Genomic DNA, 25,167 nt, shown 5'->3' on the forward strand with positions numbered 1-25,167 from the left:
GCTTGTGGTTAAATACGGCTTCTTTTGTCCCGGGGTTGGCCGGGGCGCTCATCATAACAGGACGGCACCGCCCAAGACAGCGGCCGTCAAAGGGACGCAAGCCGCCATGCAAGTGAAACACCTGCTGCTGATCGCCATCCTCGGGCTTACCGCGGCCTGTTCCTCTAATAAAGAGGTCATTGACGAGAACCTCAGCGAAGCCGAGCTGTACCAGCAGGCGCAAGCTGACCTGGACAACTCCAGCTACACCAGCGCCGTGAACAAGCTCAAGGCCCTGGAATCGCGCTACCCGTTCGGCCGCTATGCCGACCAGGCGCAGCTCGAGCTGATCTACGCCAACTACAAGAACTCCGAGCCCGAGGCTGCCAAGTCGGCTGCCGAGCGCTTCATCCGCCTGCACCCGCAGCACCCGAACGTCGACTACGCCTACTACCTGAAAGGCCTGACCTCGTTCGACCAGGACCGTGGCCTGCTGGCGCGCTTCCTGCCGCTGGACATGACCAAGCGTGACCCGGGTGCCGCCCGCGACTCGTACAACGAGTTCGCCCAGCTGACCAGCCGCTTCCCTACCAGCCGCTACTCGCCCGACGCCAAGCAGCGCATGATCTACCTGCGCAACCTGCTGGCCTCGTACGAAATCCACGTGGCCGACTACTACCTGGGCCGCCAGGCTTATGTGGCCGCCGCCAACCGTGGCCGCTACGTGGTAGAGAACTTCCAGGAAACCCCATCGGTCGGCGACGGCCTGGCGGTGATGGTCGAGTCGTACCAGAAGATGCACCTGGACGAGCTGGCCGCCAGCAGCCTGGAAACCCTCAAGCTCAACTACCCGGACCACCCGAGCCTGGTTGACGGCGAGTTCCAGCCCAAGCAGACCGAGTCTGACGGGCGCGGCTGGCTGTCCAAGGCCACCCTGGGCCTGATCGAAACCGACACCCCGCTGCCGCCAGGCGAAACCCGCGCCAACCAGGACGTGGTCAAGCAGTTCCAGGACGCGCGTGACGAGATGCCGCAAGAGCTGCTGCCGAAAGACGAAAACGGTGACCCGATCGTGCCGGAAGGCCCGAAAGAAGCCGAAAAAGACCGTTCCTTGTTCAGCTACATGACCTTTGGTCTGTTCGACTGACACACGGCGGTAAATGAAAGGGAGGCCTTGGGCCTCCCTTTTTTATTGGCCGCGTCCTAGACTGTCAGCTTCTTCAATCGACAAGCTGGTCACCATGGTTCGCCTACTTTTCTGGATCGCCCTGATCGCCGCCGCGTTCTGGCTGTGGCGCAAGTTCAAAGTCAGCCAACAGTCGCACCCCGAGGCGAAACTGGATGCGCCACTGCAAATGGTGCGCTGCGCCCATTGCGGCGTGCACCTGCCCAACGACCGGGCGCTGCAGCAGGGCAAAGAGTGGTATTGCAGCCAGGCGCACCTGCAGCAAGGCCCAGGCCGCCAGGGCTGAACACAAAGCCTTTGTAGGAGCGGCCTTGCAGGGGCGCTCCTACACTCGATAGGCGCGTCGACACGTATCCCTCCCCGACCCTTTCACACCATTTACGACCCCTCCTGCGCCACCAGCATTGACCCGCCCTGGCAAAACTCGCTAAATCCTATTTATCCGCATAAATATGAAAAATAGCGAAATGCTCAAACCCAAACGCAAGCGCCAGAAGCTGTCCGATGTGATCGTCGAATCGGTCAAGCGCTCGATCGTCACCGAGGCACTGCACCCCGGCGATCGTCTGCCCACCGAGCGAGAGTTGATGGAGCACTTCGAATGTTCCAAAGGCACCGCACGCGAAGCACTCAAGGCGCTGGAGGTCGAGGGCCTGGTCAGCACCCGCACCGGCCCGACAGGCGGCGCCTACCTGAACGAAGTAGGCACCGAGCCGGCCAGCCGTGCGTTACGCAACTATCTGCACTTCCAGCACCTGGACGGCGAGCAGGTTTATCAGCTGCGCAAAGTCATCGAGGTCGAACTGGCGGTGTCGGTGATGGGCAAGCTGAGCGAAGCCGACTACGCCGCGCTGCAGGCCAATATCGACTTTTGCAGCGCGCCGGAAGACAGCGAAGAAGGCCAGCGGGAGCAGCGCCTGGCCGAGCTTGAGTTCCACACCCTGCTGGCCGACCGCTGCCCCAACCCATTGCTGCGGTTCATGGCCGTGTTCCTCAACGACCTGCTGCGCGACCTGGTGGTACTGAAAAAGGCCTACCTGCCCAAGCGCCAGCAGTTCGCCGCAGCCAACATCGACTACCACAAGCGATTGCTGAGCGCCCTGCGCGCCAGCGACGAGCCCGCTGTACGCCGGCTGATGCATGAACACATGTGCGACGCCGAACACCACATGACCGCGCTGGAAGGCGAGGTTGCCCGCAACTTCCTGCTGGAGTTCAACCACCACCACTGATGCGCCTGGAAAGAGGCCTGCACACAGGCCCGGCCGTACCCGCTTTGTCATTGCCACTCCTGCCAAATAACCACAACCAAGGAGTTACTCATGCAAAGACGTACCCTGCTCAAGGCAGGCCTTGCCCTGGGTGCCCTAGGTAGCCTCCCGCTGGGAGCGCACCGGGCATTCGCCGACCAACCGTTGACCTTCTATGGGCTCAAATCCATGTCTGGCGCCTTCGCCAGCTACGGCAAGTACGCCGACATGGGCTCGCGCCTGGCCATCGCCGAGTACCCGCAGCTACTCGGCCACCCGCTCAAGTACAAGGTCATCGATACCGAGGGCAACGCCGGCAAGGCAGTGCGCAAGGTGCAGGAAGCCATCGGCCAGGATGGCGCACGCTTTTTCCAGGGTTGCACCCTGTCGTCCTCGGCACTGGCGGTGTCGAAGGAAATCCACAAGGCAGGCGGCGTGTTCATGACGCCTGTGGGCGCCGACGAAATCACCGGCAAAGACTGCAACGCCTCGACATTCCGCTGGTCGGTGCCCACGTATGGCGCTATCCGCGAAACGCTGGTGCCGATGATCAGCCAACTGCCCCAGGCAAAACGCTGGTACACCATTACCCCGCAATACGTGTTCGGCGATGCCCTGCTGGACAACGCCCGCAAGGTGTTCGCCGAGCTCGGCGTGGAACACATCGGCAACAGCTACCACTCGCTTCAGGAGCAGGAGTTTTCCGGCTACCTGACCAACGCCATCGCCGCCAAGCCTGACGTGCTGGTTCTGCTCAACTTCGGCAGCCAGGCTTCCAACGCCCTGCGCCAGGCCGTGAACTTTGGCATCAAGGACCGGATGAAAGTACTGATGGTGTGGTCTGCCGGCCTCGACCAGTTCCAGGAGCTGGGCAGCGACGTACTCGAAGGTGTGTACCTGGGTGCGCAGTACTGGCACCAGGTCGATACACCGCTGAACAAGCAACTGGTCGCCGCCACCCGCAAGGCCTATGGCATCAACCCCAACTACCCCCTGGCCGCGGACTACATCGGCACCAAGGTCATGCTTGAGGCCATCATCAAGGCCGGCAGCCTGGACGGCGCCGCCGTGTCTGCGGCGTTGCAGGGCATGCGCTTCCAGGGCCCGACCGGCGACGAGCTGATCCGCCCGGGCGACCATCAGGTTCTCAAGGATTACTACCTGTTGCGCGGCAAGCCCCAGGGGCAGATGCGCGACGAGGACGACCTGGCTGAAGTCATCAGCTCGGGCCGCTCGTTCGTCGAGGTCGACCACACCGGTTGCGCCTTGGCCTGAAGCCGCGGCGTTAGTCACAAACACTCGTACAGGCAGCCGCACCGCGCGCTGTCGAGGGCACGCTCATGCTCGATTTGTACCTGTTCCAACTGCTCAACGGCCTGGGCCTGGGGATGATCTACTTCCTCATCGCCGTAGGCCTGACGATCATTTTCGGCTTGCTCAACTTCGTCAACTTCGCCCACGGCGCGTTCTTCTTGCTTGGCGCCTACCTGTGCTACACCGCCGTAGCCATTACCGGCAACTTCTGGCTGGCGCTGCTGATCGCGCCACTGGTGGTGGCCGCGCTGGCCTGGGCGGTAGAGCGCCTGTTGATCAAGCGTATCTACCACCTGCCGCACACCTTCCAGATCCTCGTCACGCTCGGCATCGCACTGATCATCCAGGAAGCTTCGGTGCTGATCTGGGGCCCGGTGGGCAAAAGCATCGCCGTGCCACCGGAGCTGCGCGGAGTGCTGATCCTGGGTGACTTCATCTACCCCTACTACCGCCTGTTCCTGATCGGCTTCGCCGCACTGATCGGCTTGGGCTTGTGGCTACTGCTGGAGCGCACCCGCTTTGGTGCACTGGTGCGGGCCGGCAGCGAAAGCACCGAAACCGTATCGCTGCTGGGCACCAATATCTTCCGCCTGTTCTCGCTGACATTCGCCCTGGGCGTAGGCCTGGCCGGTGTGGCGGGTGTGTTGTTCGCACCGCTGCGTGGCGCCCAACCCTTCGTCGGCCCGGAAATCCTCGGCATCGCCTTCGTGGTGGTGGTGATTGGCGGCATGGGCTCATTCGGCGGTGCTCTGGTCGGCGGCCTGCTGGTGGGTGTGGTGCAAAGCATGATGGCCAGCCTCTGGCCGCAAGGCGCCAGCCTGATGATCTACGGCGCCATGGCTGCGGTCATCCTGGTCCGTCCCTATGGCCTGTTCGGGAGAGCCTGACATGAGCGAGAAAAACCCGTTACCCATCGCCAAAGGCCGCGCACCGGCCCTGCTGTTATTGGTCGTCGCCAGCCTGGTGGCGCTGCCACTGCTGCTGCCGTCGGCCACCCTGGCCACCGAGATCCTGATTTTTGCGCTGGCTGCGCTGGCCTGCAACCTGCTGCTCGGCTACACCGGCCTGCTGTCGTTCGGCCAGGGGATCTTCTTCGGCGTGGGCGCCTACGGCGCGGCGCTGCTGATGATCCACCTGCAGTGGGGCATGTTCGCCGCGCTGCTTGGCGCGGCCGTGTTCGGCGCCTTCCTGGCGCTGCTGGTGGGCGCTCTGGCGATCCGCCGCACGGGCATCTACTTCGTCATGCTGACCCTGGCGTTCAGCCAGATGGCCTACTTCCTGGCCTACACACTCAGCGGCTGGACCGGCGGCGACAACGGCCTGCTCGAAGTGCCACGCCCGAACATCGAAATTGCCGGCCATGTACTGGTGGACCTGGCCGACCCGCGGCACTTCTACGCGTTCGTCGCGGTGCTGTTCCTGCTGATCTTCGCCGGTGCCCTGCGGGTAATCCGCTCGCCGTTCGGCAGCACCCTGCTGGCCATCCGCGAAAACGAAACCCGCGCCGCGGCCATTGGCTACGACACCCGCCATTTCAAGATCGTGGTGTTCATGCTGTCGGGTGCCATCACCGGAATCGCCGGGGCGCTGTACGCCATGCTGCTGCACTTTGCGCCGCTGTCGAACATCGACCTGATGATGAGCGAAAACATCCTGATCATGACCATCGTCGGTGGCACCGGCTCGCTGTTCGGCTCGTTGCTGGGCGCAGGTGCCATCGTGCTGCTGGGCGACGTGCTGTCGGAGCTGTGGCCACGCTGGCTGATGCTGCTGGGGGTAATCCTGATTCTGGTGGTGGTGTTCATGCGTGGCGGCCTGTGGGGCGGACTGGCCGATTTGGGCAAGCGCCTGCTGGCCACCCGCAACGCCAATGACAAGCCCCAGGCCAAGACCAAGGAGACCCTGTGATGAGCGACTACCTTCTGGAAACCCGCCAGCTGGAGTTGGCCTACGGGCCGTTCAAGGCGGTCGCGGGCGTCGACCTGAAGGTCCGCGCCGGCACCATCCACACCGTTATCGGCCCCAACGGCGCCGGCAAGACCAGCCTGTTCCATTGCCTGACCGGTGAACGCCAGGCCACTGCGGGCAAGATCCTGTTCAACGGCCAGGACATCATCCGCAAGCCCTCCCACGGGCGCGTGGCGCTGGGCATGGCGCGTTCGTTCCAGCTCACCAGCCTGTTCCAGAACCTCTCGGTACGCGAGAACCTGCGCCTGGCAGCCCAAGGCCGTGATGGCCTGGGTGCGCTGAACTTCTGGCGCAGTGTCGAGCACAAGCGCAGCCACTGGGACACCGCAGACCAGGTGCTGGAGCGCCTGAAGCTGAGCACCCGCGCCGATACGCTGGCCGGCGAGCTCTCGCACGGCCAGCAACGCGTATTGGAAGTGGGCATGTCGATCTGCGCCAAGCCCACCCTGCTGATGCTCGACGAACCCACTTCGGGCATGGGTATCGACGACATCCCGGTGATGACCGACCTCATCAGCGACCTTGGCCGCGACCACACCGTGCTGCTGATCGAGCACAACATGAGCATCGTCATGTCGATCAGCCAGCGCATTACGGTGATGAGCCACGGCCAGATCCTGGTCGAGGGTACCCCTGAACAGGTGCGCAACGACGAACGCGTACGCACCGCCTACCTTGGAGAGGCCGCCTGATGCTCAACGTCGATTCGATCCACTCCTACTACGACAAGAGCCATGTGCTCGAAGGTGTCTCGCTCAAGGTCGAAGCCGGCGAGCTGGTGACCTTGCTCGGGCGCAACGGTGCCGGCAAGACCACCACCCTGCGCAGCATCCTGGGCATTGTCCGCCCACGCCAAGGGCAGATCAGCTTCAACGGCCAGCAGCTGGTGGGGCGCGAAATCTTCGATATTGCCCGGCTCGGCATTGCCCTGGTGCCGGAGCACCGCGGCATCTTCCGCCAGCTCAGCGTGGAAGAAAACCTCAAGATCGCCGCACGCAAGGGTAGCCGCTGGCAGCTTGAGGATGTGTACGCCATGTTCCCGCGCCTCAAGGAACGGCGGCGCAACGGTGGCTTTGCGCTGTCTGGCGGTGAGCAGCAGATGCTGGCCATCGCCCGCGCCCTGCTCAACGGCCCCAAGCTGCTGATCCTCGATGAACCTACCGAAGGCCTGGCCCCGGTGATCGTCGACGAACTGGTGAAGATCCTGCGGCGCATCAAGGAAGAAGGCCTGTCGATCCTGCTGGTGGAACAGAACCTGATGGTCTGCGATGCCCTCGCCGACCGCCATTACGTGCTGGAACAGGGCCGCGTCGCCTATCAGGGCAGCGCGACGCAATTCCGCGAGGACCCGAGCATCAAGAACCGTTACCTGGCCCTGAGCGCCTGAAAGGAGAACGCCCATGAACACCCGAATCGATCCCTCGCAGCACCTGCTCGGCCAAGGCGCACTGGTCAGCGGCGAGCGCCTTTGGCAATCGCTGATGGACCTGGCCAGGCTCGGCGCCACCGCCAAGGGTGGCGTGTGCCGGCTAGCCCTCACCGACCTCGACCGCCAGGCCCGCGACCTGTTCGTGCGCTGGTGCGAAGAGGCCGGCTGCACAGTCAGCATCGACGCCATTGGCAACATCTTCGCCCGCCGCCCAGGGCGTAACCCGTCGTTGCCACCGGTAATGACCGGCAGCCATATCGACACCCAGCCCACCGGCGGCAAGTTCGACGGCTGCTACGGGGTGATGGCCGGCCTCGAGGTCGTGCGCACGCTCAACGACTTGAACCTGACCACCGAAGCCCCGCTGGAAGTGGTGGTGTGGACCAACGAAGAAGGCTCGCGCTTCCCGCCTTGCATGATGGGCTCGGGCGTGTTCGCCGGTAAGTTCGGCCTGCAGGAAACCCTGGACAAGCTCGACGACCAGGGCATGTCGGTCGGTGCCGAGCTGCAGCGCATCGGTTATGCCGGCCCACGCGTGCCCACCGGGCATGCCGTAGGTGCCTACTTTGAAGCGCACATCGAACAGGGCCCGGTGCTGGAAGACCAGCGCACCACCATCGGCGTGGTGCAGGGCTGCCTGGGCCAGAAATGGTTCGACCTGGTGCTGACTGGCGTCGAGGCACATGCCGGCCCCACGCCCATGCACCTGCGCAAGGACGCCCTGGTCGGCGCCGCCGAGGTGGTAGCTGCGGTCAACCGCACGGCTCATGCCCACCAGCCGCACGCCTGCGGCACGGTCGGCTGCCTGACCCTGCACCCGGGCTCGCGCAACGTCATCCCCGGCCAGGTACAGATGACCATCGACCTGCGCCACCTCGACCCCGAGCACCTCGCCGCCATGGTCAATGAGGTGCGTGCAGCCATCGAAACCAGCACCGCGAAGCACGGGCTGAGCTACGCGCTGACGCCGACCGCCGACTTCCCGCCGCTGTATTTCGCCGAGCAGTGTGTGGACGCCGTGCGCCAGGGTGCGCGCGAACTGGGCCTGAGCCATATGGATATCGTCAGCGGCGCCGGCCACGACGCAATCTTCCTCGCCGAGCTGGGCCCGGCAGGGATGATCTTCGTACCGTGCGAAGGTGGCATCAGCCACAACGAAATCGAAAATGCCGCGCCGCAAGACCTGGCCGACGGCTGCGACGTACTGTTGCGCGCCATGTTCCAGGCCGCCAACCCGGGAGCCCGTTGAGATGCCCCAGAAAACCGCGATTAGCGAGTTCACCGCCGTCGAACTGCTCGAGCTGTACCAGTGCCGCCAACTGTCACCTGTCGAGGTGGTCGACGATGTGCTCGCGCGCATCGACCTGCACAACCCGGCGGTCAACGCCTACTGCCATGTCGACGGCGAAGGTGCACGCGCCGCCGCCCACGCCAGCGAACAACGCTGGCAACGTGGCGAGCCGTGTGGCCGCCTGGATGGCGTACCCGCCTCGATCAAGGACCTGACCCTGACCTGTGGTATGCCCACGCGCAAGGGCTCACGCACCACGTCGAGCGCCGGGCCATGGGACATCGATGCGCCCTTCAGCGCGTTCATGCGTAAAGCCGGTGCCGTGCTGGTGGGTAAGACCACAACGCCGGAGTTCGGCTGGAAAGGCGTGACCGACAACCCGCTGTACGGCATCACCCGCAACCCTTGGGATACCCGGCTGACCGCTGGCGGCTCGTCGGGTGGTGCTGCGGCAGCCGCTGCGCTGAACCTGGGGGTGCTGCACCAAGGTAGCGATGCCGGTGGCTCGATTCGCATCCCCTGCGCCTTTACCGGCACCTTCGGCATAAAGCCGACCTTCGGCTATGTACCGCAATGGCCGGCCAGCGCCATGACCGTGCTGTCGCATCTGGGGCCGATGACGCGCACTGTAGACGACTCAGTACTGATGCTCGATTGTGTCGCTCGCCCCGATGCACGTGACGGGCTGGCCGGTGCGCCGCGGCAGGCACCGTGGCTGGGCCAGCAGCAAGACCTGAGCGGCCTGCGCATTGCCTACAGCGCCAACTTTGGTTACGTGCAGGTCGACCCACAGATCCAGGCGCTGGTGGCCCAAGCGGTGCAGCGCCTGGCACGGCTGGGCGCGCAGGTGGAAGAAATCGACCCGGGCTTCAACGACCCGCTGGAAACCTTCAATACCCTTTGGTTTGCCGGCGCGGCGCGGTTGGCCAGTGCGTTAAGCGATGAACAGCGGGCGCTGCTTGACCCAGGGCTGCGCTGGATTGCCGAACAAGGGTCGCAGATCAGCCTGAGCGACTACACCCAGGCGCTGGAAGCACGGGCAGAGTTGATTGCGAAGATGAATGCCTTCCACCAGCGCTATGACGTGCTGGTATCGCCGATGCTGCCGCTGGTTGCGTTCGAGGCCGGGCACAACGTGCCGCCTGGGTCGGGGATGGCGCAATGGATGGAATGGACCCCCTTCAGCTACCCCTTCAACCTGACCCAGCAGCCGGCGGCTTCGGTGCCCTGCGGGTTTACCCGCGAAGGCTTGCCGGTGGGGCTGCAGGTGGTGGCCGGGCGCTTTGCCGATGAGCAGGTGCTGCGGGTGTGCAAGGTGTATGAGCAGCACTACCCAAGCCGGCACTTGCAGGTTCCCATTAGCCGCTGAAATCTCTATTGGCCTCAACGGCCCTTTCGCGGGTAAACCCGCTCCCACAGGTACAGCACTGGTTTAGAAACCGTGCGCCCCCTGTGGGAGCGGGTTTACCCGCGAAGAGGCCCTTAGCTCAACCGCGTTGCTGGCGCATACGGCGCCGGGTCGATGATTGGCTCGGCCCCGGTCAGCAAGTCGGTAAACAGCTGGCAGGAGGCCGGCGCCAGCACCAGCCCGTTGCGGTAATGCCCGCAGTTCAGCCACAACCCCTCGTGCCCTGGCACCGGCCCAATGTAGGGAATGCCCTCCGGCGAGCCCGGCCGCAGCCCGGCCCAGTGCCCCACTACCGCGGCCCCTTCGAGCCCTGGCAACAACTCCACCGCCGATGCCTTCAGGCTTTCCAACGCATCTTCGGTCGGGGTCTTGTCGTACCCGGCATGCTCGAGCGTACTGCCCACCAGGATGTGCCCATCCCGCCGCGGGATCGCATAGCGCCCTTTGGCCAGTACCATGCTCGGCAAAAAGTCTTCAGCGCATTTGAACAGGATCATCTGGCCCTTCACCGGCTCTACCGGCAGTTGAAGGCCCAGGGTACGCAGCAGGTCGCCACTCCAGGCGCCAGCACTGAGCACCACCTCATCTGCCGCCAGCACGCCTTCGGCGGTCTGCACGCCAGTCACACGACCGCCTTGCTGAACAAAGCCGGTGATCTGGCAGTTCTCGCGCAGGGTGACGTTGGGCAGCGCCAGCAGCGCGGCCTTCAGCGATTTCACCAGGCGCGGGTTGCGCACGTTGGCCACACCGGCCATGTAGATGGCGCGCTTGAAGCCCGGGCCCAGCACCGGCACCGCGTCGTAGGCCGCCGAGATATCCACGGCGCTTAACGGCCGCTGCTCACGCTCGGCCCAGGCCAGCGCTTCGGCTTCGTCATCCAGGTCGAGCCAGTACAGGCCCGTGGTGTGCACTTCGGGGTCGACGCCGGTGCTGGCGAACAAGCGCTCGCCCAGCTGTGGATAAAAGTCCTGCGACCAGTGCGCCAGGGCGGTGACTGCCGCGCTGTAGCGCCACGGGTACAGCGGCGAAACAATGCCACCACCGGCCCACGACGACTCACGGCCGACTTCGCCCTGATCACACACCACCACCTGCCCGACCTTCGCCGCCAGGTTGAATGCCGTCAGCAGGCCGATCACCCCGCCGCCGACCACCACTACTTGCTTGCTCATCTGTCGATCCAACACCTGAAGTAAAACCGCGATGCACCGGGCATCATTCAACCTTCAGCTTCCCCAGCAGTGCTCGCTGCCCCCAACCGCACCCGGATTGCGCTGCACGCCGGCCTGGTCGAGCTGGAAGTCGCCACAGCCATCCTGCGCCATCAGCCCATGGGAAAGCCGCCGGGCGCGCAGCGTGAAGGTGTCGCTGTCGCGCTGGGCCTGCAGGCTGTAATAGCGGGTACCGTCGGGCAAGGCCGGGTCGCCCTCGGCATAGTGGCCGGTGCGCACACGGTGGCGCTCCAGGCGCAGGGCGGCATCATGCAGCAGGCCAACCACTTCGCTGCGCGCGGCTCGCCGAAGCTGGTCGCTGTAACTGGGGTAGGCAATGGCTGTCAGAATGCCGGTCACGGCCAGCACAATCAACAACTCGATCAGGCCCAAGCCTTGCTGCATGTCAGTCTCCTCTCAGTCTTTGCCGCCAGGCGATGCGCCGGGTTGTGTCGCCGGCCACGGCGTAGACGGCTTCCAGTACGTGCCGGGACCGGGTTTGCCTGCTGACGGCGGTTATCCGGAACAGGGTGGCCTGGGCGCGCTTGCTCGGGCCAAGATTCTGCAGGTGGAAATAGCCATGTTGCGCGCCCTGCCACTGCCCAGCCAGATCGTGCGGTCGAGCGGGTGGCATACACGCGGTACACCGGTCAGGAGGTGCACGCTTGAGCTCGCCCTCCCCTGCTTGCAACGCAGCCTCAGCTTCTTCGAGCGCCAGCAGACCATCGCGCATGTGGCCGGTCATTCGTGTTTCCATCAAGGCATTGCTCAGGGCTGAGGTCGCCAGTAAACCGAGCAGCAGGCTCAGTACCAACGCCAACAGCAGCACAACCCCGCGTTGACGCTTCATGGCCGCGGCACGGGGTTGCGCAGCGCCACACTAAGCGCATGGCGCTGTTCGAGTTTGAGCGTGGGTTCGTATAACGTCAGCGTGATATCTACCCTCTCTCCTTGCGGCGTTTGCACGCGGTCGAAGCGCGCCTCTCGCACATTCTCGACCAGCGGTTGGAAGTTGCCTTTTCGCTTGAACCTCAGCCTGTTGTCATGGAACTGGTAGACGTACTGGCTGATGGGAAACGTCAGTGGGTAGCCCTCTACTGGCTTTTCATCCACGCGCACTTTTTCGATGCAGTCCGTCTGCAAAACCCAGTCACCCTTACCAGCCTGTCCGGGCAACTCCGCCACAACCAGGCTGAGGGTAGTGGCTTCAACCTCCAGGGGGCGGGCGAAAGCCTGCCGCGCGGCCGGGTCCTCGAAATCGCCAGGTTTAATCTGCAGGCAACCAAACATCCCCGCCATGCGGATATCCTGCGCCATGCGCAGCAATGCAAGCCGCGCCTCATCCTGCATGCGCACTGCCGTACTTTGCAGGCGCCAGGTCTGGTGTGCCGAAGCGAAGAGCTGACCGGCCGCTGCAAGCAGCATCAACCCGATGGCCAGCGCCATCACCATCTCAAGCACGCCGAACCCACCCTGGCAGCGCCTCATCGCCGCCTCCGCTCATGCTCGCTGTGCGTGGCCAATGCCGCCTGCCCATCGCGACGCGCGCTGTCCACAGCCTGTAATGCCTGCAACTGCATTGCTGCCGTTGCGAACATGCCCACGGCCACAACCACGACTGCCAACAACACTTCCAGGAGCGTCATGCCCCGTTGCCTTGCGTGCATCCCTGCACCTCCCGCGACTTTTCCCGCAATAGCCTTGAACCCGGCCGACTAGACCGCCTGGCCGGTGAACGTGAAGCTATAGCCAAGCACTTCCAGGGAGGAATGCACGGTGAAGCAACGCGGCGTAACACTGATTCAAATGTTGTCGGCCTTGGCCGTGGCCGTCTTGCTGACACAGCTCGGCGTGCCGGCCTACGCCAGGATGAGCGACGACCTACACCGGGCAGCAGTTGCCCGTGATTTGGCGCAGGCACTGCGCAGTGCACGCAGCCACGCCATGCTGCAAAGCCAGCCGGTGCTGGTGCAGGCGTTGGACGGTAATTGGGGGAATGGGTGGCGGGTGGTGCTGGAGCATAACCAGCAAATGCTGCGCGAGCAGCGGCTTTCTCGACCAATGAAAATCACAGCGAATACTGGCGGAGAAGTGAAATTTAGTGCTTTGGGTGTTCCGATGCAGCCAAACAACGCCCAGATGAGCGGCAGGCTTGTAGTCTGCGATAAAACCACCAGCCCCTATCGTGTGGTTATGGCAAGCACCGGCAGAATAGACCTGCGCACAGACAATCCCAATGATCCTCTGTGCGCAGGTTCCTGATCAGATCAGCGAACGAACCCGCAGCTCTTTAGGCATCGAGAACGTAATGTTCTCTTCCCGTCCGTCCAGCTCTTCAGCACCGGTAGCGCCCCAGGCCTTGAGCTGCTCGATCACGCCACGCACCAGCACTTCGGGGGCCGAAGCACCGGCAGTGATGCCAATACGCGCCGCTTGCTCGAACCAGCCCTGTTGCAGGTCCTCGGCACCGTCGATCAGGTAGGCCGGGGTGCCCATGCGCTCGGCCAGCTCACGCAGGCGGTTGGAGTTGGAGCTGTTCGGGCTGCCGACTACCAGCACCACGTCGCACTCGCCCGCCAGTTGCTTGACGGCGTCCTGGCGGTTCTGGGTGGCGTAGCAGATGTCGTCCTTGCGCGGGCCGCCGATGTTCGGGAAGCGTGCACGCAGGGCGTCAATGACGCGGCTGGTGTCGTCCATCGACAAGGTGGTCTGGGTCACGAAGGCCAGGTGGTCAGGGTCGCGCACCTGCAACTTGGCAACATCATCTTCGTCTTCGACGAGGTAGATGGAACCGCCGTTGCTGGCGTCGTACTGGCCCATGGTGCCTTCGACTTCCGGGTGCCCTTCGTGGCCGATGAGAATGCACTCACGGCCGTCGCGGCTGTACTTGGCCACCTCGATGTGCACCTTGGTCACCAGCGGGCAGGTGGCATCGAACACTTTCAGGCCACGGCCAGCGGCTTCCTGGCGCACGGCCTGGGAAACACCGTGGGCACTGAAGATGACGATGACATCGTCCGGCACCTGGTCCAGCTCTTCGACGAAGATGGCACCGCGGTTGCGCAGGTCTTCCACCACGAACTTGTTGTGCACCACTTCGTGACGCACATAGATCGGCGGGCCGAAGACTTCCAGCGCGCGGTTGACGATCTCGATCGCCCGGTCGACCCCCGCGCAGAAGCCGCGAGGGTTGGCGAGTTTGATTTGCATGCTCGGCTCCAGGCTTACAGGGCCTTCACCTCGAGGATCTCCACCTCGAAGGTCAGGGTCTTGCCAGCCAGTGGGTGATTGAAGTCGATGGTCACCTGGTCGTCATCAAACGCTTTGACCACACCCGGCAGCTCGGCGTTGGCGGCATCGTTGAAGATGATCAGCAGCCCCTCGGACAGCTCCATGCCCTCGAAGTTGGACCGCGGCATGACTTGCACGTTTTGCGGGTTGGGCTGGCCGAAGGCGTTCTCCGGGGCCACTACCACAGTGCGCTTGTCACCGGCCTTGAAGCCGAACAGCGCGCTTTCGAAGCCCGGCAACAGGTTGCCATCGCCAACCTTGAAGGTGGCCGGGGCTTTGTCGAACGTGCTGTCGACGGTGTCGCCGTTTTCCAGGTGCAGCGCGAAGTGCAGGGTGACTTCGGTGTTCTGGCCGATACGGGTGTCAGTCATGGACCGGATCCTCGGACTTCTTGCTCTTGAACATATCCAGCGCCAGCATCACCGCACCAACGGTGATGGCGCTGTCGGCCACGTTGAAGGCCGGGAAGTAATGGCGGTTTTGCCAGTGCACCAGGATGAAGTCGACCACATGGCCCAGCACGACGCGGTCGTACAGGTTGCCAATGGCGCCACCCAGCACCAGCGCCAGCGCCACGGCCAGCCAGGTCTCGTTGCGCCCCAGGCGCTTGAGCCACACCACCAGCACGGCACTGACCACCACGGCGATCAGGGCAAACAGCCAGCGCTGCCAGCCAGCGCCATCAGCGAGGAAGCTGAAAGCGGCGCCGGTGTTATAGGCCAGGGTCCAGCTGAAGTAGTCAGGAATGACCACAATCTGCTGGTACATGGTCAGGGCGTTGTTGAAATACAGCTTGGTGGCCTGGTCGAGGACCAGGACCAGCACGCTCAGCCAAAGCCATGCAAGGCGCCCGAAGCGCCCCACTGCCGGGTTAGGCATAGTGACGCACCTCGCCCGAACCGGTCAGGTTGTCGACGCAACGGCTGCAGATTTCCGGGTGCTCCGGGTGGCTGCCAACGTCGGCGCGGAAGTGCCAGCAACGGCCGCACTTGGCGTGGCCGGACTTGACCACTTTCAGCTTGAGGCCTTCGACTTCGGTGGCCACGGCGTCTGCCGGCGCCTGCACGAACGGCACCACGCTGGCGGCCGAGGTGATCAGCACGAAGCGCAGTTCGTCGCCCAGCTTGCCCAGGTCGGCGCTCAGGCCTTCATCGGCATACAGGGTGACTTCGGCCTGCAGGTTGCCGCCGATGACCTTGGCGGTACGCTGGTTTTCCAGCTCCTTGTTGACCGAGGCCTTCACCGCCATTACGCGATCCCAGTAAGCGCGGTCCAGCTCGGTGCCTTCCGGCAGCTCGCTCAGGCCCTGGTACCAGCCGTTGAGCATCACCGACTCGTTGCGCTCGCCCGGCAGGTACTGCCAGATTTCGTCAGCGGTGAACGCCAGGATCGGCGCGATCCAGCGCACCAGCGCTTCGCTGATGTGGTACAGCGCGGTCTGGCAGGAACGGCGGGCGACACTGTTGGCGCCGGTGGTGTACTGGCGGTCCTTGATGATGTCGAGGTAGAAGCCGCCCAGCTCCTGCACGCAGAAGTTGTGCACCTTGGAGTAGACGTTCCAGAAACGGTACTCGCTGTAGTGCTCTTCCAGCTCGCGTTGCAGCAGCAGGGTACGGTCCACGGCCCAGCGGTCCAGTGCCAGCATGTCTTCCGGGGCCAGCAGGTCGCGGGCCGGGTCGAAACCGGACAGGTTGGACAGCAGGAAGCGCGCGGTATTGCGGATACGCCGGTAGGCGTCGGCGCTGCGCTGCAGGATCTGCTCGGAAACCGCCATTTCACCGGAATAGTCGGTGGCCGAAACCCACAGGCGCAGGATGTCGGCACCCAGGGTGTTGTTGACCTTCTCCGGCTCGATGGTGTTACCCAGCGACTTGGACATCTTGCGGCCGTTCTCGTCCACGGTGAAGCCGTGGGTCAGCAGCTCGCGGTACGGCGCGTGGTTGTCGATGGCGCAACCGGTGAGCAACGACGAGTGGAACCAGCCACGATGCTGGTCGGAGCCTTCCAGGTACAGGTCGGCGACCGGGCCGGTGGCGTGGCCGATGTCGTGCGAGCCACGCAGCACGTGCCAGTGGGTGGTACCGGAGTCGAACCACACGTCCAGGGTATCGGTGATCTTGTCGTACTGGCCCGCTTCTTCACCCAGCAGTTCGACGGCATCCAGCTTGAACCAGGCCTCGATGCCTTCTTGTTCGACGCGCTTGGCCACCGCTTCCATCAGCTCGACGGTGCGTGGGTGCAGCTCGCCGGTCTGCTTGTGCAGGAAGAACGGGATCGGCACACCCCAGTTGCGCTGACGCGAGATGCACCAGTCCGGGCGGTTGGCGATCATCGAATGCAGGCGCGCCTGGCCCCAGGCCGGCACGAACTTGGTTTCTTCGATGGCCTTCAGCGCACGCTCACGCAGCGGCTCACCCGTGCTTGGCTGCTTGTCCATACCGACGAACCACTGCGCGGTGGCGCGGTAGATCAGCGGAGTCTTGTGGCGCCAGCAGTGCATGTAGCTGTGGCTGATGGTTTCGGTGTGCATCAGCGCACCGGCTTCGCTCAGCTTTTCGACGATGGCCGGGTTGGCCTTCCAGATGAACTGGCCGCCGAAGAACTCCAGCGACTCGACGTACACGCCGTTGCTCTGCACGGGGGTGAGGATGTCATCGTTGACCATGCCGTAGCGCTTGCAGGTGACGAAGTCGTCTTCACCGTAGGCCGGCGCGGAGTGAACCACACCGGTACCGGCGCCCAGTTCGACGTAGTCGGCCAGGTAGACAGGCGACAGGCGGTCGTAGAACGGGTGGCGGAAGTTGATCAGCTCCAGGGCCGAACCCTGGGCAGTGGCGATGACCGAGCCTTCCAGGTTGTAGCGCTTGAGGCACGACTCGACCAGCTCTTCGGCCAGCACCAGCAGACGCTCGCCGGTATCGACCAGGGCGTATTTGAACTCCGGGTGGATGTTCAGCGCCTGGTTGGCGGGGATGGTCCACGCGGTGGTGGTCCAGATCACGATGGCGGCTGGCTTGGCCAGCGCGTCCAGCCCGAAGGCGGCAGCCAGCTTGGCCTCGTCGGCAACCGGGAAGGCCACGTCGATGGTCTGGGATTTCTTGTCGGCGTACTCGACTTCCGCTTCAGCCAGGGCCGAACCGCAATCGAAGCACCAGTTCACTGGCTTGAGGCCCTTGAACACGAAGCCTTGCTTGACCATTTCGGCCAAGGCGCGGATTTCACCGGCCTCGTTGGCGAAGTTCATGGTCTTGTACGGGTTGTCCCAGTCACCCAGCACACCCAGGCGAATGAACTCGGTCTTCTGCCCTTCGATCTGCTCGGCGGCGTACTCGCGGCACAGCTCGCGGGTGCGGTCGGCAGACAGGTGCTTGCCGTGGGTAACCTCGACCTTGTGCTCGATCGGCAGGCCATGGCAGTCCCAGCCCGGTACATACGGCGCATCGAAGCCGGACAGGGTCTTGGAGCGGACGATCATGTCCTTGAGAATCTTGTTCAGCGCATGACCGATGTGAATCTTGCCGTTGGCATAGGGCGGGCCGTCGTGCAGGACGAACTTGGGACGATCCTTGCCAATTTCGCGCAGCTTCTGGTACAGGCCAATGCTGTCCCAGCGCTGCAGGATCTGCGGTTCGCGCTGAGGCAGGCCGGCCTTCATGGGGAAGGCGGTGTCCGGAAGGTTAAGCGTGGCTTTGTAGTCGGTCATTTCAGGCTCTTCGTTAGCGGTTGAGCGTGCCAATGTGCACGTGCGGCGGCGATATCCGCATCGATCGCCGACTTCAGCGCCTCCAGGGAGGCGAATCGCTGCTCTTCACGCAGCTTGTGGTGGAACTCCACCGTCAGACGCCGGCCATACAGGTCGCCGGCAAAATCGAGAAGATGAATCTCCAGGTGCGGGCGCCCATCACCGGCAACGGTGGGACGCACGCCAATATTGCCGACACCCGGCCAGGCCTTGCCGTCGATTTCGATGCTGGCCAGGTAGACCCCGGACAGCGGCACGCGGCGGCGCTTGAGCTGGATGTTGGCGGTAGGTGTGCCGAGCTGGCGGGCCAGCTTCTGGCCATGCAGCACGCGGCCGGTGATGCTGTACGGGCGGCCCAGCAGGTGCTCGGCCAGCTCGAAGTTACCTTCGGAGAGGGCCTTGCGCACTTCGGTGCTGCTGACCCGCAGGCCGTCCTGGATGACCGTGTTGGCGGCCTCGACGGTGAAACCGTACTGCTTGCCGGCCTCGATCAGGAAGGCGAAGTCGCCGGCGCGGTCGCAGCCAAAGCGGAAGTCATCACCCACTTCGAGGTGGCGCACGCCCAGGCCGTCGACCAGGATGGCCTTGACGAAGGCATCGGCGCTGAGCTTGCTCAGGCGCTGGTTGAACGCCAGGCACAGCACCCGGTCGATGCCCTCGGCGGCCAGCAGTTCGACCTTGTCGCGCAGGCGGGCCAGGCGCGCCGGTGCGGTATCGGGGGCGAAGTACTCGCGTGGTTGCGGTTCGAAGATCACCACGCAGGTCGGCAGGCCCAAGGCCTGACCGCGCTCGCGCAGGCGCGCCAGGATTGCCTGGTGGCCGCGGTGAACCCCGTCGAAGTTGCCAATGGTGGCGACACAGCCCCGGTGCTCGGGGCGCAGGTTGTGAAGACCTCGAACCAGCTGCATAACGCGCTTCTTGCTCATAAAGTGGCCGATTATAACCACACCCGGGCGCCGGTGACAGGCAGCAGCGCCCAAGGGCGGCGTGGAATATGAAAAACCGACGCCTGACCCGCCTGAAGCCTCAGTGCAGGGCCTTGCGGGCGAAATGCCGGGGCCGGAAGCCGCACAGGTACAGGCAGCCGAAATACGTCACGACACCTGCCAGGATCAACGCCCCAAGCCGCATGAAACGCTCAAACATGATGCCCTGCTCCCAGGCCGGCATATAGTGCATGCCCGCCAACAGTACGGCCGACATCAGCACCACTGCCAGGACAAGCTTGAGCAGGAACATTGCCCAGCCTGGCTGTGGCTCGAACAACTGCTGGCTGCGCAGCTTCCAGAACAGCAAGCCGGCATTCAGGCAGGCACCCAGGCTGATCGCCAAAGCCAGGCCGGCATGTGCAAGCGGGCCGACCAGGGCGAGGTTGAACAGCTGGGTACAGACCAGGGTGAAAATCGCGATCTTCACCGGCGTGCGGATATTCTGCTGCGCATAGAAGCCGGGTGCCAGCACCTTGACCAGAATGATCGCCAGCAAGCCTACCGAATAGGCCACCAGCGCCCGCTGGGTCATGGCCGCATCAAACGCACTGAACTTGCCATATTGAAAGAGCGCAACGGTCAGTGGCTCGGCAAGGATGGCCAGGGCCAGGGTGCACGGCAGCACCAGCAGGAAGCACAGGCGCAGGCCCCAGTCGAGGATCCGCGAGTACTCCTCGCGGTCCTTGTTGGCGTAAGTCTTGGCCAGGGTCGGCAGCAGGATGGTGCCCAGGGCCACGCCCAGCACGCCTGACGGCAGCTCCATGAGGCGGTCGGCGTAATACATCCACGACACCGAGCCGGCCACCAGGAACGAGGCGAAGATGGTGTTGATGATCAGCGAGATCTGGCTCACCGACACCCCGAGAATCGCCGGCAACATCTGCTTCAGTACCCGCCACACACCCGCGTCCTTGAGGTTCAGGCGCGGCAGCACGAGCATGCCGATCTTCTTCAACGCTGGCAGCTGGTACAGCAACTGCGCCAGGCCACCGGCCAGCACGCCCCAGGCCAGGGCCATGATGGGCGGGTTGAAGTACGGCGTCAGCAGCACGGCGAAGGCGATCATCGCCACGTTCAACAGGGTCGGGGTGAAGGCCGGTACCGAGAAGCGGTTCCAGGTATTGAGGATCGCACCGGCCAGGGAAGACAGCGAGATCAGCAATATATAAGGAAAGGTCACCCGCAACAGGGAGGTGGTCAGCTCGTATTTTTCCGCGTTGTCGACAAAGCCCGGAGCTGTTGCCCACACCACCCATGGCGCCGCGAGGATGCCGATGGCAGTCACCAGGGCGAGGACCAGGGTCAGCAGGCCGCTGACATAAGCAATGAAGGTACGTGTCGCCTCCTCGCCCTGCTGGGTCTTGTATTCGGCCAGGATCGGAACAAAGGCCTGGGAAAACGCACCCTCGGCAAAAATGCGCCGCAGCAGGTTGGGCAGTTTGAACGCGATGAAGAAGGCGTCGGTGGCAACGCCGGCACCAAAGATGCGAGCCAGTATGGTGTCGCGAACGAAGCCCAGCACCCGTGAAATCATGGTGATCGAGCTTACTGCAGCCAGGGATTTGAGCAGGTTCATCGAAAAGATTCACGCCAATGGCAGAGGACGCTGCCAGACAGCGTCCGAATGTGCGATACTCCCGCGCCTTCGCAGGGGAGCCAAAAATTCCCGAGTGTACAGGTCGCGCAGCAGAAAGGAATCTTTCCCTCTTGTTGGCGCACCGCTCGGCGGAACCTTGCAGGTGGCCTTGACAATCGATCTCTTGATCGGCATGATTCGCGGCCTATTTTGTTTGCTATTTACCTAAAGTCTTTCGAGGAGCTCGACGGTGGCCAACACACCTTCCGCCAAGAAACGTGCAAAACAGGCTGAGAAGCGTCGCAGCCACAACGCCAGCCTGCGTTCCATGGTCCGCACCTACATCAAGAATGTAGTTAAAGCCATTGACGCAAAAGACGCCGAAAAAGCGCAAGCCGCTTACGTTCTGGCTGTACCTGTAATCGACCGTATGGCCGACAAAGGTATCATCCACAAGAACAAAGCTGCTCGTCACAAAGGCCGTCTGAATGGCCACATCAAGGCGCTGAAAGAAGCTGCAGCTGCCTAAGCGACGCGCTATTCGAAAAACCGACCCTAGGGTCGGTTTTTTGTTGCCTGCGATTTAGTCACCAGCACCAACCCGCTTTGTGTAGGAGCGGCCTTGTGTCGCGATCGGGCTGCACAGCAGCCCCTCGGTATTAGCGTCGACGCTGATATTGCTGGGGCTGCTGTGCAGCCCGATCGCGACACAAGGCCGCTCCTACATAAAGCAGGGCGGCGTTGGCCTTCGGGTTACTTGGCGATCTGAATCTTCGGCGCCCACTGCAGCCAGTCATCCTCGGCCTTGTCGAACAAGGCGAAGGTCTGCTGCGGCCGTGCCGGGTTGCCCATCTGCTCACCATCCGGCGTAGCAAAGGCGATACCGCCATCGATCAGGGTCTCCAGCGACTCGGTACGCACGGTAGCCCCCTTGAACAGCCCCCAGTCGAAACCGAAGCCACTGCTGTTCCAGAAGCGGCTGCCACTGCGTACCAGGGCTGCATAGCGCGGCTCGATGAGGATATGGATCAGCACGCGGTCAGCGCTCTGGCCCAGCTCGAAGCCCGTCACTTTGCCGACCGCAACCTCACGGTAAGTCACTGGCACACCCGGCTTGATCGAACCACGGCGTGGCGCACTCAGCGTCAATGGCAAGCCCACCTCCGGCCCAGCCACTTGCGGGGCATCGGCCAAGGCGATGAAATCGCGCTGCGGGCCACGGTCCTTGGCTGCCGGCTGCACCTCCAGGTACTGCCCGCCAATCAGCGTGTCGAGGTTCTCGGTGCGCACCAGGCCCAAGGCTGGCTTGACCACCCAGAACTGCGTACCGGCACGGGCAATACGGCCCGCCGCCTCGGTGATACGTGCCCGCAACAGCACTGCCTGCAAGTCATCGGTCAGGTCGACGCTTTCGATACTGCCCACATCCAGGCCACGGAAGCGGATCGGCGTACCCGGCTTCAGGCCATCTGCACGGTCTACACGCACGGTGATCAAGGTACCCGCGCGGTTTACCGCTTCCTGGCTGTCATGCAGACGGAAGCGGGGAATGTGGCGTTTCAGCTTCACGTCGGGCCGTGGCGTGTCGAACGCAATACCGCCGGCCATCAACGTTTGCAGCGACTCACTCTTGATCTTGATGCCCGACAGGCCGCCGGTCAGGGTAATGCCACTGACGTTCCAGAAGCGCGACGAGCCATTGACCAGCTTTTCGTATTCCTTCTCGATGTGCACACCGATCAGGATGCGGTTGCTGTTACGCGCAAACTGGTAGCTCTGTACGCTACCCACCTTGACCTGGCGGTACATCACCGGGCTGCCGATTTCCAGCGAACCCAGGGTATCGGCGAACAACACCATGTGCAGGCCTGGCGCCTTGAGGTCGAGCGGCGGCGCCTTGGCGCGGGCCTCGAACTCACGCTCGGGCCGCTCACCCTTCTCACCCGGGCGAATGGCGATGTAGTTACCTTTGACCAGCGCCTCCAGGCCGGTGATACCTGCCAGGGAAATCGACGGCTTGACCACCCAGAACTGCGTACCCTCGACCAGGTAGTCCTCGGTCAGCGGGTCCAGCGTCAGCTCGGCCGATGCGCTGGACAGGTTGTCTTCCATTTTCAGGGCTTTCAGCGAACCCACCTGGATGCCCTTGTACATGACCGGCGTGCGGCCTGCCTGCAAGCCCTCGTAATCGCTCAGCTTCACCTTGACCCGGATACCCGCCTGGGCGGCGTCGAAGTCTTCATACAGGCGGAATGGCAGGCTCGGGTCGGTGGGCGGGCTGTCCTTGCGGTATTCCGGCGTTGCAAAGGCGATACCACCGGCCACGATGCTCGACAGCGACTCGCTGCGCACCTTCACACCCGACAGCGAAGCATCGATGCTGACGCCGCTGGCGTTCCAGAAGCGCGTGTGCTTGCGCACCAGGCTGGCGTAGGCAGGCTCGATGAACACCTTGATTTCGACGGTGCTCTGGTCCTCGGACAGGCGATAGCTTTTCACCCGACCCACCTGGATCTGCTTGTAGAAGATCGGGCTGTCACGGTTGAGCGAACCCAGCCTGTCGGCTTTGAGGGTAAGATGCAGGCCAGGCTCCGAGTCCGAGAGCGGTGGCGCTACCTTCAGCGCGGTAAAGCGCTTGGTGGGCTCCCCTTCCCCCGGGCTGACCGCGATGTAGTTACCCGACACCAGTGTTTCAAGGCCGGTAATACCCGCCAGGCTCACACTCGGTTTCACCAGCCAGAAGCGCGTGCCCTTGGTCAGGTGGGCTTCGGCGTCCTTGTTCATCTCGATGGTGGCGATCACCCCTTGGTTGTCGCCTTTGGCGTCGAGCAACAAGCTCTTCACTTTGCCGACCGGCATGCCCTTGTAGATGACTTCGGTCTTGTTGGCGACGATACCTTCACCCGACTCGAAGCGGACTTCAATTTCCACACCGGCCTTGCTGTAAGCCTGCCACGCGAGCCAGCCACCGATCATCAGGGCGATCAAAGGCAGGATCCAGATGGCCGACCAGTTCGAGGCTGGGCGGGTTTTAGCCGTTGGCAGGTCACTCATGGTCGTCATCCGACTCCGTGTTATCCCAAATCAGTCGGGGATCGAAAGTTAAAGCGGCAAGCATTGTCAGGATCACCACAGTTGCGAAGGCGACAGCGCCCAGATTGGCTTCGACACTGGCTATTCGGCCGAAATTCACCACTGCCACCAGGATGGCGATGACGAAGATATCGAGCATGGACCAGCGCCCAATGAATTCGATGAAGCGGTACATCCATATCCGTTGCCGCGCTGAAAGCGGCTGGTGACGCTGAACGGAGTACAACAGCAAGCCGATGCCCACCAGCTTGAACGTGGGCACCAGGATGCTGGCAATGAACACCACGGCGGCAATGGGCACCATACCGTGCTTGAGCAGGGTGATGACGCCGGACATGATCGTGTCGGGGCTGCCCTGGCCGAGTGTACTCACGGTCATGATCGGCAGCAGGTTGGCCGGGATGTACAGGATCGACGCGGCAATCAGCAGCGCCCAGGTACGTACGATACTGTTAGGGCGGCGAGCATGCACAATGGCGCCGCAGCGCGTGCAGGTCTGCGAAGTGCTATCTGGCACTTGCCTGTTCAGTTCATGACATTCATTGCAGACAACAATGCCTGCATCAATCGCCCGCATGCAGGTCCTCCCCCGATAGCGCACTCCAGATCTGGTGCGGTGACATCACCACTTCAAGCCATACCTGGACCAACAACAGGCTGATGAAGCAGAACAGCCCCAGGCCCACGGTCAGTTCGGCCAGGTCCACCAGTTTGACGATAGCCACCAGCACACCCATGAAATAGACCTCGAGCATGCCCCAGTCACGCAAGTGGTGATAGATGCGGTAGAACAGCAGGCCGAAGTTGCGCCCCACGTTCAAGCGGATACTCAGCAATACCGCCAGCTGGCAGAGCAGTTTTGCCAGGGGGATGGCCATGCTGCACAGGAACACGACTACCGCTACACCGCGCATCTGCGAATTGTACAGGCCCAGTACGCCGCTCCAGACAGTATCGTCCGAGGTCTGGCCAAGCAGGTGCAGCTGCATGATCGGTAGAAAATTGGCAGGTACGAACAGCAACAGCGCGGTCAGCACCAGGGCCAGGCTGCGGTTGACTACATTGTGCCGGTGGGCATAGAGCTCGTAGCCGCAGCGGGGGCACAGGGCTTTTTCACCGTGCTGCAACACGGGTTTGCGCAGCAGCAGGTCGCATTCGTGGCAGGCGACAAGCTCGTCCAACGGCAATTGGGCCAGTGCTTCGGGTTCGACAGGATTGGGCATATGGCGCTTCTGGATAGGTGCGTGGGCCTATTCTAGTGTTCTGGCTCGAATTGTGGGAGGCGACTTACCAGAAGGGGTAAGCGATTCCTGTAGGAGCAGCCTTGTGCTGCGAAGAGGCCATTGCAGCCAAAGATAATCTTTAGCCTTACCGGCCTCTTCGCAGCACAAGGCTGCTCCTACAGGGGTTCGGGCAGGACTGGGGATTTTCTAGCCACAA

The 25,167-nt window shown here is 63.1% G+C and carries 26 protein-coding genes; 12 read left to right on the forward strand and 14 right to left on the reverse strand.

The window, feature by feature from the left end; all coding sequences use genetic code 11:
- Window positions 1-106 precede the first annotated feature (106 nt).
- From ABOC32_RS28745 to ABOC32_RS28790, 10 genes are all read left to right on the forward strand, one after another.
- Window positions 107-1,126 (forward strand): outer membrane protein assembly factor BamD, encoded by a 1,020-nt coding sequence (locus tag ABOC32_RS28745; RefSeq protein ID WP_086978263.1) that lies wholly within the window; start codon window positions 107-109, stop codon window positions 1,124-1,126.
- Window positions 1,127-1,220: 94 nt separating this feature from the next.
- Window positions 1,221-1,451 (forward strand): PP0621 family protein, encoded by a 231-nt coding sequence (locus tag ABOC32_RS28750; protein ID WP_016484789.1) that lies wholly within the window; start codon window positions 1,221-1,223, stop codon window positions 1,449-1,451.
- 181 nt (window positions 1,452-1,632) lie between these two features.
- Window positions 1,633-2,397 carry a FadR/GntR family transcriptional regulator gene (locus ABOC32_RS28755; RefSeq protein WP_426809744.1) on the forward strand — a complete coding sequence of 255 codons (765 nt, stop codon included), beginning with the start codon at window positions 1,633-1,635 and terminating at the stop codon, window positions 2,395-2,397.
- Window positions 2,398-2,487: 90 nt separating this feature from the next.
- The gene (locus tag ABOC32_RS28760; protein WP_234229748.1) at window positions 2,488-3,690 is read left to right on the forward strand and encodes an ABC transporter substrate-binding protein; all 1,203 of its coding nucleotides are present in this window, start codon (window positions 2,488-2,490) and stop codon (window positions 3,688-3,690) included.
- A 65-nt stretch (window positions 3,691-3,755) separates the two neighbouring features.
- A complete protein-coding gene (locus tag ABOC32_RS28765; RefSeq protein ID WP_234229749.1) occupies window positions 3,756-4,616 on the forward strand; it encodes a branched-chain amino acid ABC transporter permease in 861 nt (286 codons plus the stop codon).
- A gap of 1 nt (window position 4,617) precedes the next feature.
- Window positions 4,618-5,637, forward strand: a complete 1,020-nt coding sequence (locus ABOC32_RS28770) for a branched-chain amino acid ABC transporter permease (RefSeq protein ID WP_426809745.1) — start codon at window positions 4,618-4,620, stop codon at window positions 5,635-5,637.
- Window positions 5,637-6,389: an ABC transporter ATP-binding protein gene (locus tag ABOC32_RS28775; RefSeq protein ID WP_426809746.1), complete on the forward strand. Its 753-nt coding sequence runs from the start codon at window positions 5,637-5,639 to the stop codon at window positions 6,387-6,389. The genes ABOC32_RS28770 and ABOC32_RS28775 overlap by 1 nt, the downstream gene beginning before the upstream one ends.
- Window positions 6,389-7,084 (forward strand): ABC transporter ATP-binding protein, encoded by a 696-nt coding sequence (locus ABOC32_RS28780; RefSeq protein WP_234229752.1) that lies wholly within the window; start codon window positions 6,389-6,391, stop codon window positions 7,082-7,084. The genes ABOC32_RS28775 and ABOC32_RS28780 overlap by 1 nt, the downstream gene beginning before the upstream one ends.
- Before the next feature lie 13 nt (window positions 7,085-7,097).
- Window positions 7,098-8,375, forward strand: coding sequence for a Zn-dependent hydrolase (locus tag ABOC32_RS28785; protein WP_426809747.1), 1,278 nt, complete (start codon window positions 7,098-7,100; stop codon window positions 8,373-8,375).
- A gap of 1 nt (window position 8,376) precedes the next feature.
- Entirely contained in the window at window positions 8,377-9,786 is a 1,410-nt protein-coding gene (locus ABOC32_RS28790; RefSeq protein ID WP_426809748.1) for an amidase, read from the forward strand.
- Between the two features lie 113 nt (window positions 9,787-9,899).
- Here ABOC32_RS28790 and thiO read toward each other — a convergent pair whose 3' ends face one another.
- The 5 genes from thiO to ABOC32_RS28815 are packed head-to-tail and all read right to left on the reverse strand — an operon-like array spanning window position 9,900 to window position 12,703.
- Window positions 9,900-10,997 (reverse strand): glycine oxidase ThiO, encoded by a 1,098-nt coding sequence (gene thiO / locus ABOC32_RS28795; protein WP_426809749.1) that lies wholly within the window; start codon window positions 10,995-10,997, stop codon window positions 9,900-9,902.
- Window positions 10,998-11,051: 54 nt separating this feature from the next.
- On the reverse strand, window positions 11,052-11,441 hold the full coding sequence (locus ABOC32_RS28800; protein WP_426809750.1) for a type IV pilin protein: 390 nt from the start codon (window positions 11,439-11,441) through the stop codon (window positions 11,052-11,054).
- A gap of 1 nt (window position 11,442) precedes the next feature.
- On the reverse strand, window positions 11,443-11,886 hold the full coding sequence (locus ABOC32_RS28805) for a hypothetical protein (protein ID WP_426809751.1): 444 nt from the start codon (window positions 11,884-11,886) through the stop codon (window positions 11,443-11,445).
- The gene (locus ABOC32_RS28810) at window positions 11,883-12,524 is read right to left on the reverse strand and encodes a PilW family protein (RefSeq protein WP_426809752.1); all 642 of its coding nucleotides are present in this window, start codon (window positions 12,522-12,524) and stop codon (window positions 11,883-11,885) included. The genes ABOC32_RS28805 and ABOC32_RS28810 overlap by 4 nt, the downstream gene beginning before the upstream one ends.
- Window positions 12,521-12,703, reverse strand: coding sequence for a prepilin-type N-terminal cleavage/methylation domain-containing protein (locus tag ABOC32_RS28815; protein WP_043202381.1), 183 nt, complete (start codon window positions 12,701-12,703; stop codon window positions 12,521-12,523). The genes ABOC32_RS28810 and ABOC32_RS28815 overlap by 4 nt, the downstream gene beginning before the upstream one ends.
- A gap of 109 nt (window positions 12,704-12,812) precedes the next feature.
- On the opposite strand from ABOC32_RS28815, the gene ABOC32_RS28820 reads away from it, so the two are divergent.
- Window positions 12,813-13,298, forward strand: a complete 486-nt coding sequence (locus ABOC32_RS28820) for a GspH/FimT family pseudopilin (RefSeq protein ID WP_426809753.1) — start codon at window positions 12,813-12,815, stop codon at window positions 13,296-13,298.
- On the opposite strand, the gene ispH is transcribed toward ABOC32_RS28820, so the two are convergent.
- The 6 genes from ispH to murJ all read right to left on the reverse strand — a co-directional run bounded on the left by ispH (window position 13,299) and on the right by murJ (window position 20,634).
- Window positions 13,299-14,246, reverse strand: coding sequence for a 4-hydroxy-3-methylbut-2-enyl diphosphate reductase (gene ispH / locus ABOC32_RS28825; protein ID WP_043202385.1), 948 nt, complete (start codon window positions 14,244-14,246; stop codon window positions 13,299-13,301).
- A 14-nt stretch (window positions 14,247-14,260) separates the two neighbouring features.
- A complete protein-coding gene (gene fkpB, locus ABOC32_RS28830; RefSeq protein WP_086978271.1) occupies window positions 14,261-14,698 on the reverse strand; it encodes an FKBP-type peptidyl-prolyl cis-trans isomerase in 438 nt (145 codons plus the stop codon).
- Window positions 14,691-15,206 carry a signal peptidase II gene (lspA, locus tag ABOC32_RS28835; protein WP_043202388.1) on the reverse strand — a complete coding sequence of 172 codons (516 nt, stop codon included), beginning with the start codon at window positions 15,204-15,206 and terminating at the stop codon, window positions 14,691-14,693. The genes fkpB and lspA overlap by 8 nt, the downstream gene beginning before the upstream one ends.
- A complete protein-coding gene (ileS, locus tag ABOC32_RS28840; protein WP_234229761.1) occupies window positions 15,199-18,030 on the reverse strand; it encodes an isoleucine--tRNA ligase in 2,832 nt (943 codons plus the stop codon). The genes lspA and ileS overlap by 8 nt, the downstream gene beginning before the upstream one ends.
- Window positions 18,027-18,977 (reverse strand): bifunctional riboflavin kinase/FAD synthetase, encoded by a 951-nt coding sequence (gene ribF / locus ABOC32_RS28845; protein ID WP_086978274.1) that lies wholly within the window; start codon window positions 18,975-18,977, stop codon window positions 18,027-18,029. Before ribF ends, ileS begins: the two co-directional genes overlap by 4 nt.
- Window positions 18,978-19,095: 118 nt before the next feature.
- Entirely contained in the window at window positions 19,096-20,634 is a 1,539-nt protein-coding gene (gene murJ, locus ABOC32_RS28850) for a murein biosynthesis integral membrane protein MurJ (protein ID WP_426809754.1), read from the reverse strand.
- Between the two features lie 250 nt (window positions 20,635-20,884).
- On the opposite strand from murJ, the gene rpsT reads away from it, so the two are divergent.
- Complete coding sequence (rpsT, locus tag ABOC32_RS28855; protein WP_003247625.1) at window positions 20,885-21,163, forward strand: 30S ribosomal protein S20; 279 nt, start codon at window positions 20,885-20,887, stop codon at window positions 21,161-21,163.
- 224 nt (window positions 21,164-21,387) lie between these two features.
- On the opposite strand, the gene ABOC32_RS28860 is transcribed toward rpsT, so the two are convergent.
- Genes ABOC32_RS28860 through ABOC32_RS28870 form a run of 3 tightly spaced genes read right to left on the reverse strand, consistent with a single transcriptional unit; the run spans window position 21,388 to window position 24,950 of the window.
- Complete coding sequence (locus tag ABOC32_RS28860) at window positions 21,388-23,688, reverse strand: MlaD family protein (protein ID WP_426809755.1); 2,301 nt, start codon at window positions 23,686-23,688, stop codon at window positions 21,388-21,390.
- Window positions 23,681-24,304 carry a paraquat-inducible protein A gene (locus tag ABOC32_RS28865; RefSeq protein WP_426809756.1) on the reverse strand — a complete coding sequence of 208 codons (624 nt, stop codon included), beginning with the start codon at window positions 24,302-24,304 and terminating at the stop codon, window positions 23,681-23,683. Before ABOC32_RS28865 ends, ABOC32_RS28860 begins: the two co-directional genes overlap by 8 nt.
- The gene (locus ABOC32_RS28870) at window positions 24,291-24,950 is read right to left on the reverse strand and encodes a paraquat-inducible protein A (protein ID WP_426809757.1); all 660 of its coding nucleotides are present in this window, start codon (window positions 24,948-24,950) and stop codon (window positions 24,291-24,293) included. The genes ABOC32_RS28865 and ABOC32_RS28870 overlap by 14 nt, the downstream gene beginning before the upstream one ends.
- Between the last annotated feature and the right edge of the window lie 217 nt (window positions 24,951-25,167).

The sequence above is a fragment of the Pseudomonas sp. WOUb67 genome (assembly GCF_050058005.1).
GTDB classification, from domain to species: Bacteria; Pseudomonadota; Gammaproteobacteria; order Pseudomonadales; family Pseudomonadaceae; genus Aquipseudomonas; species Aquipseudomonas putida_R.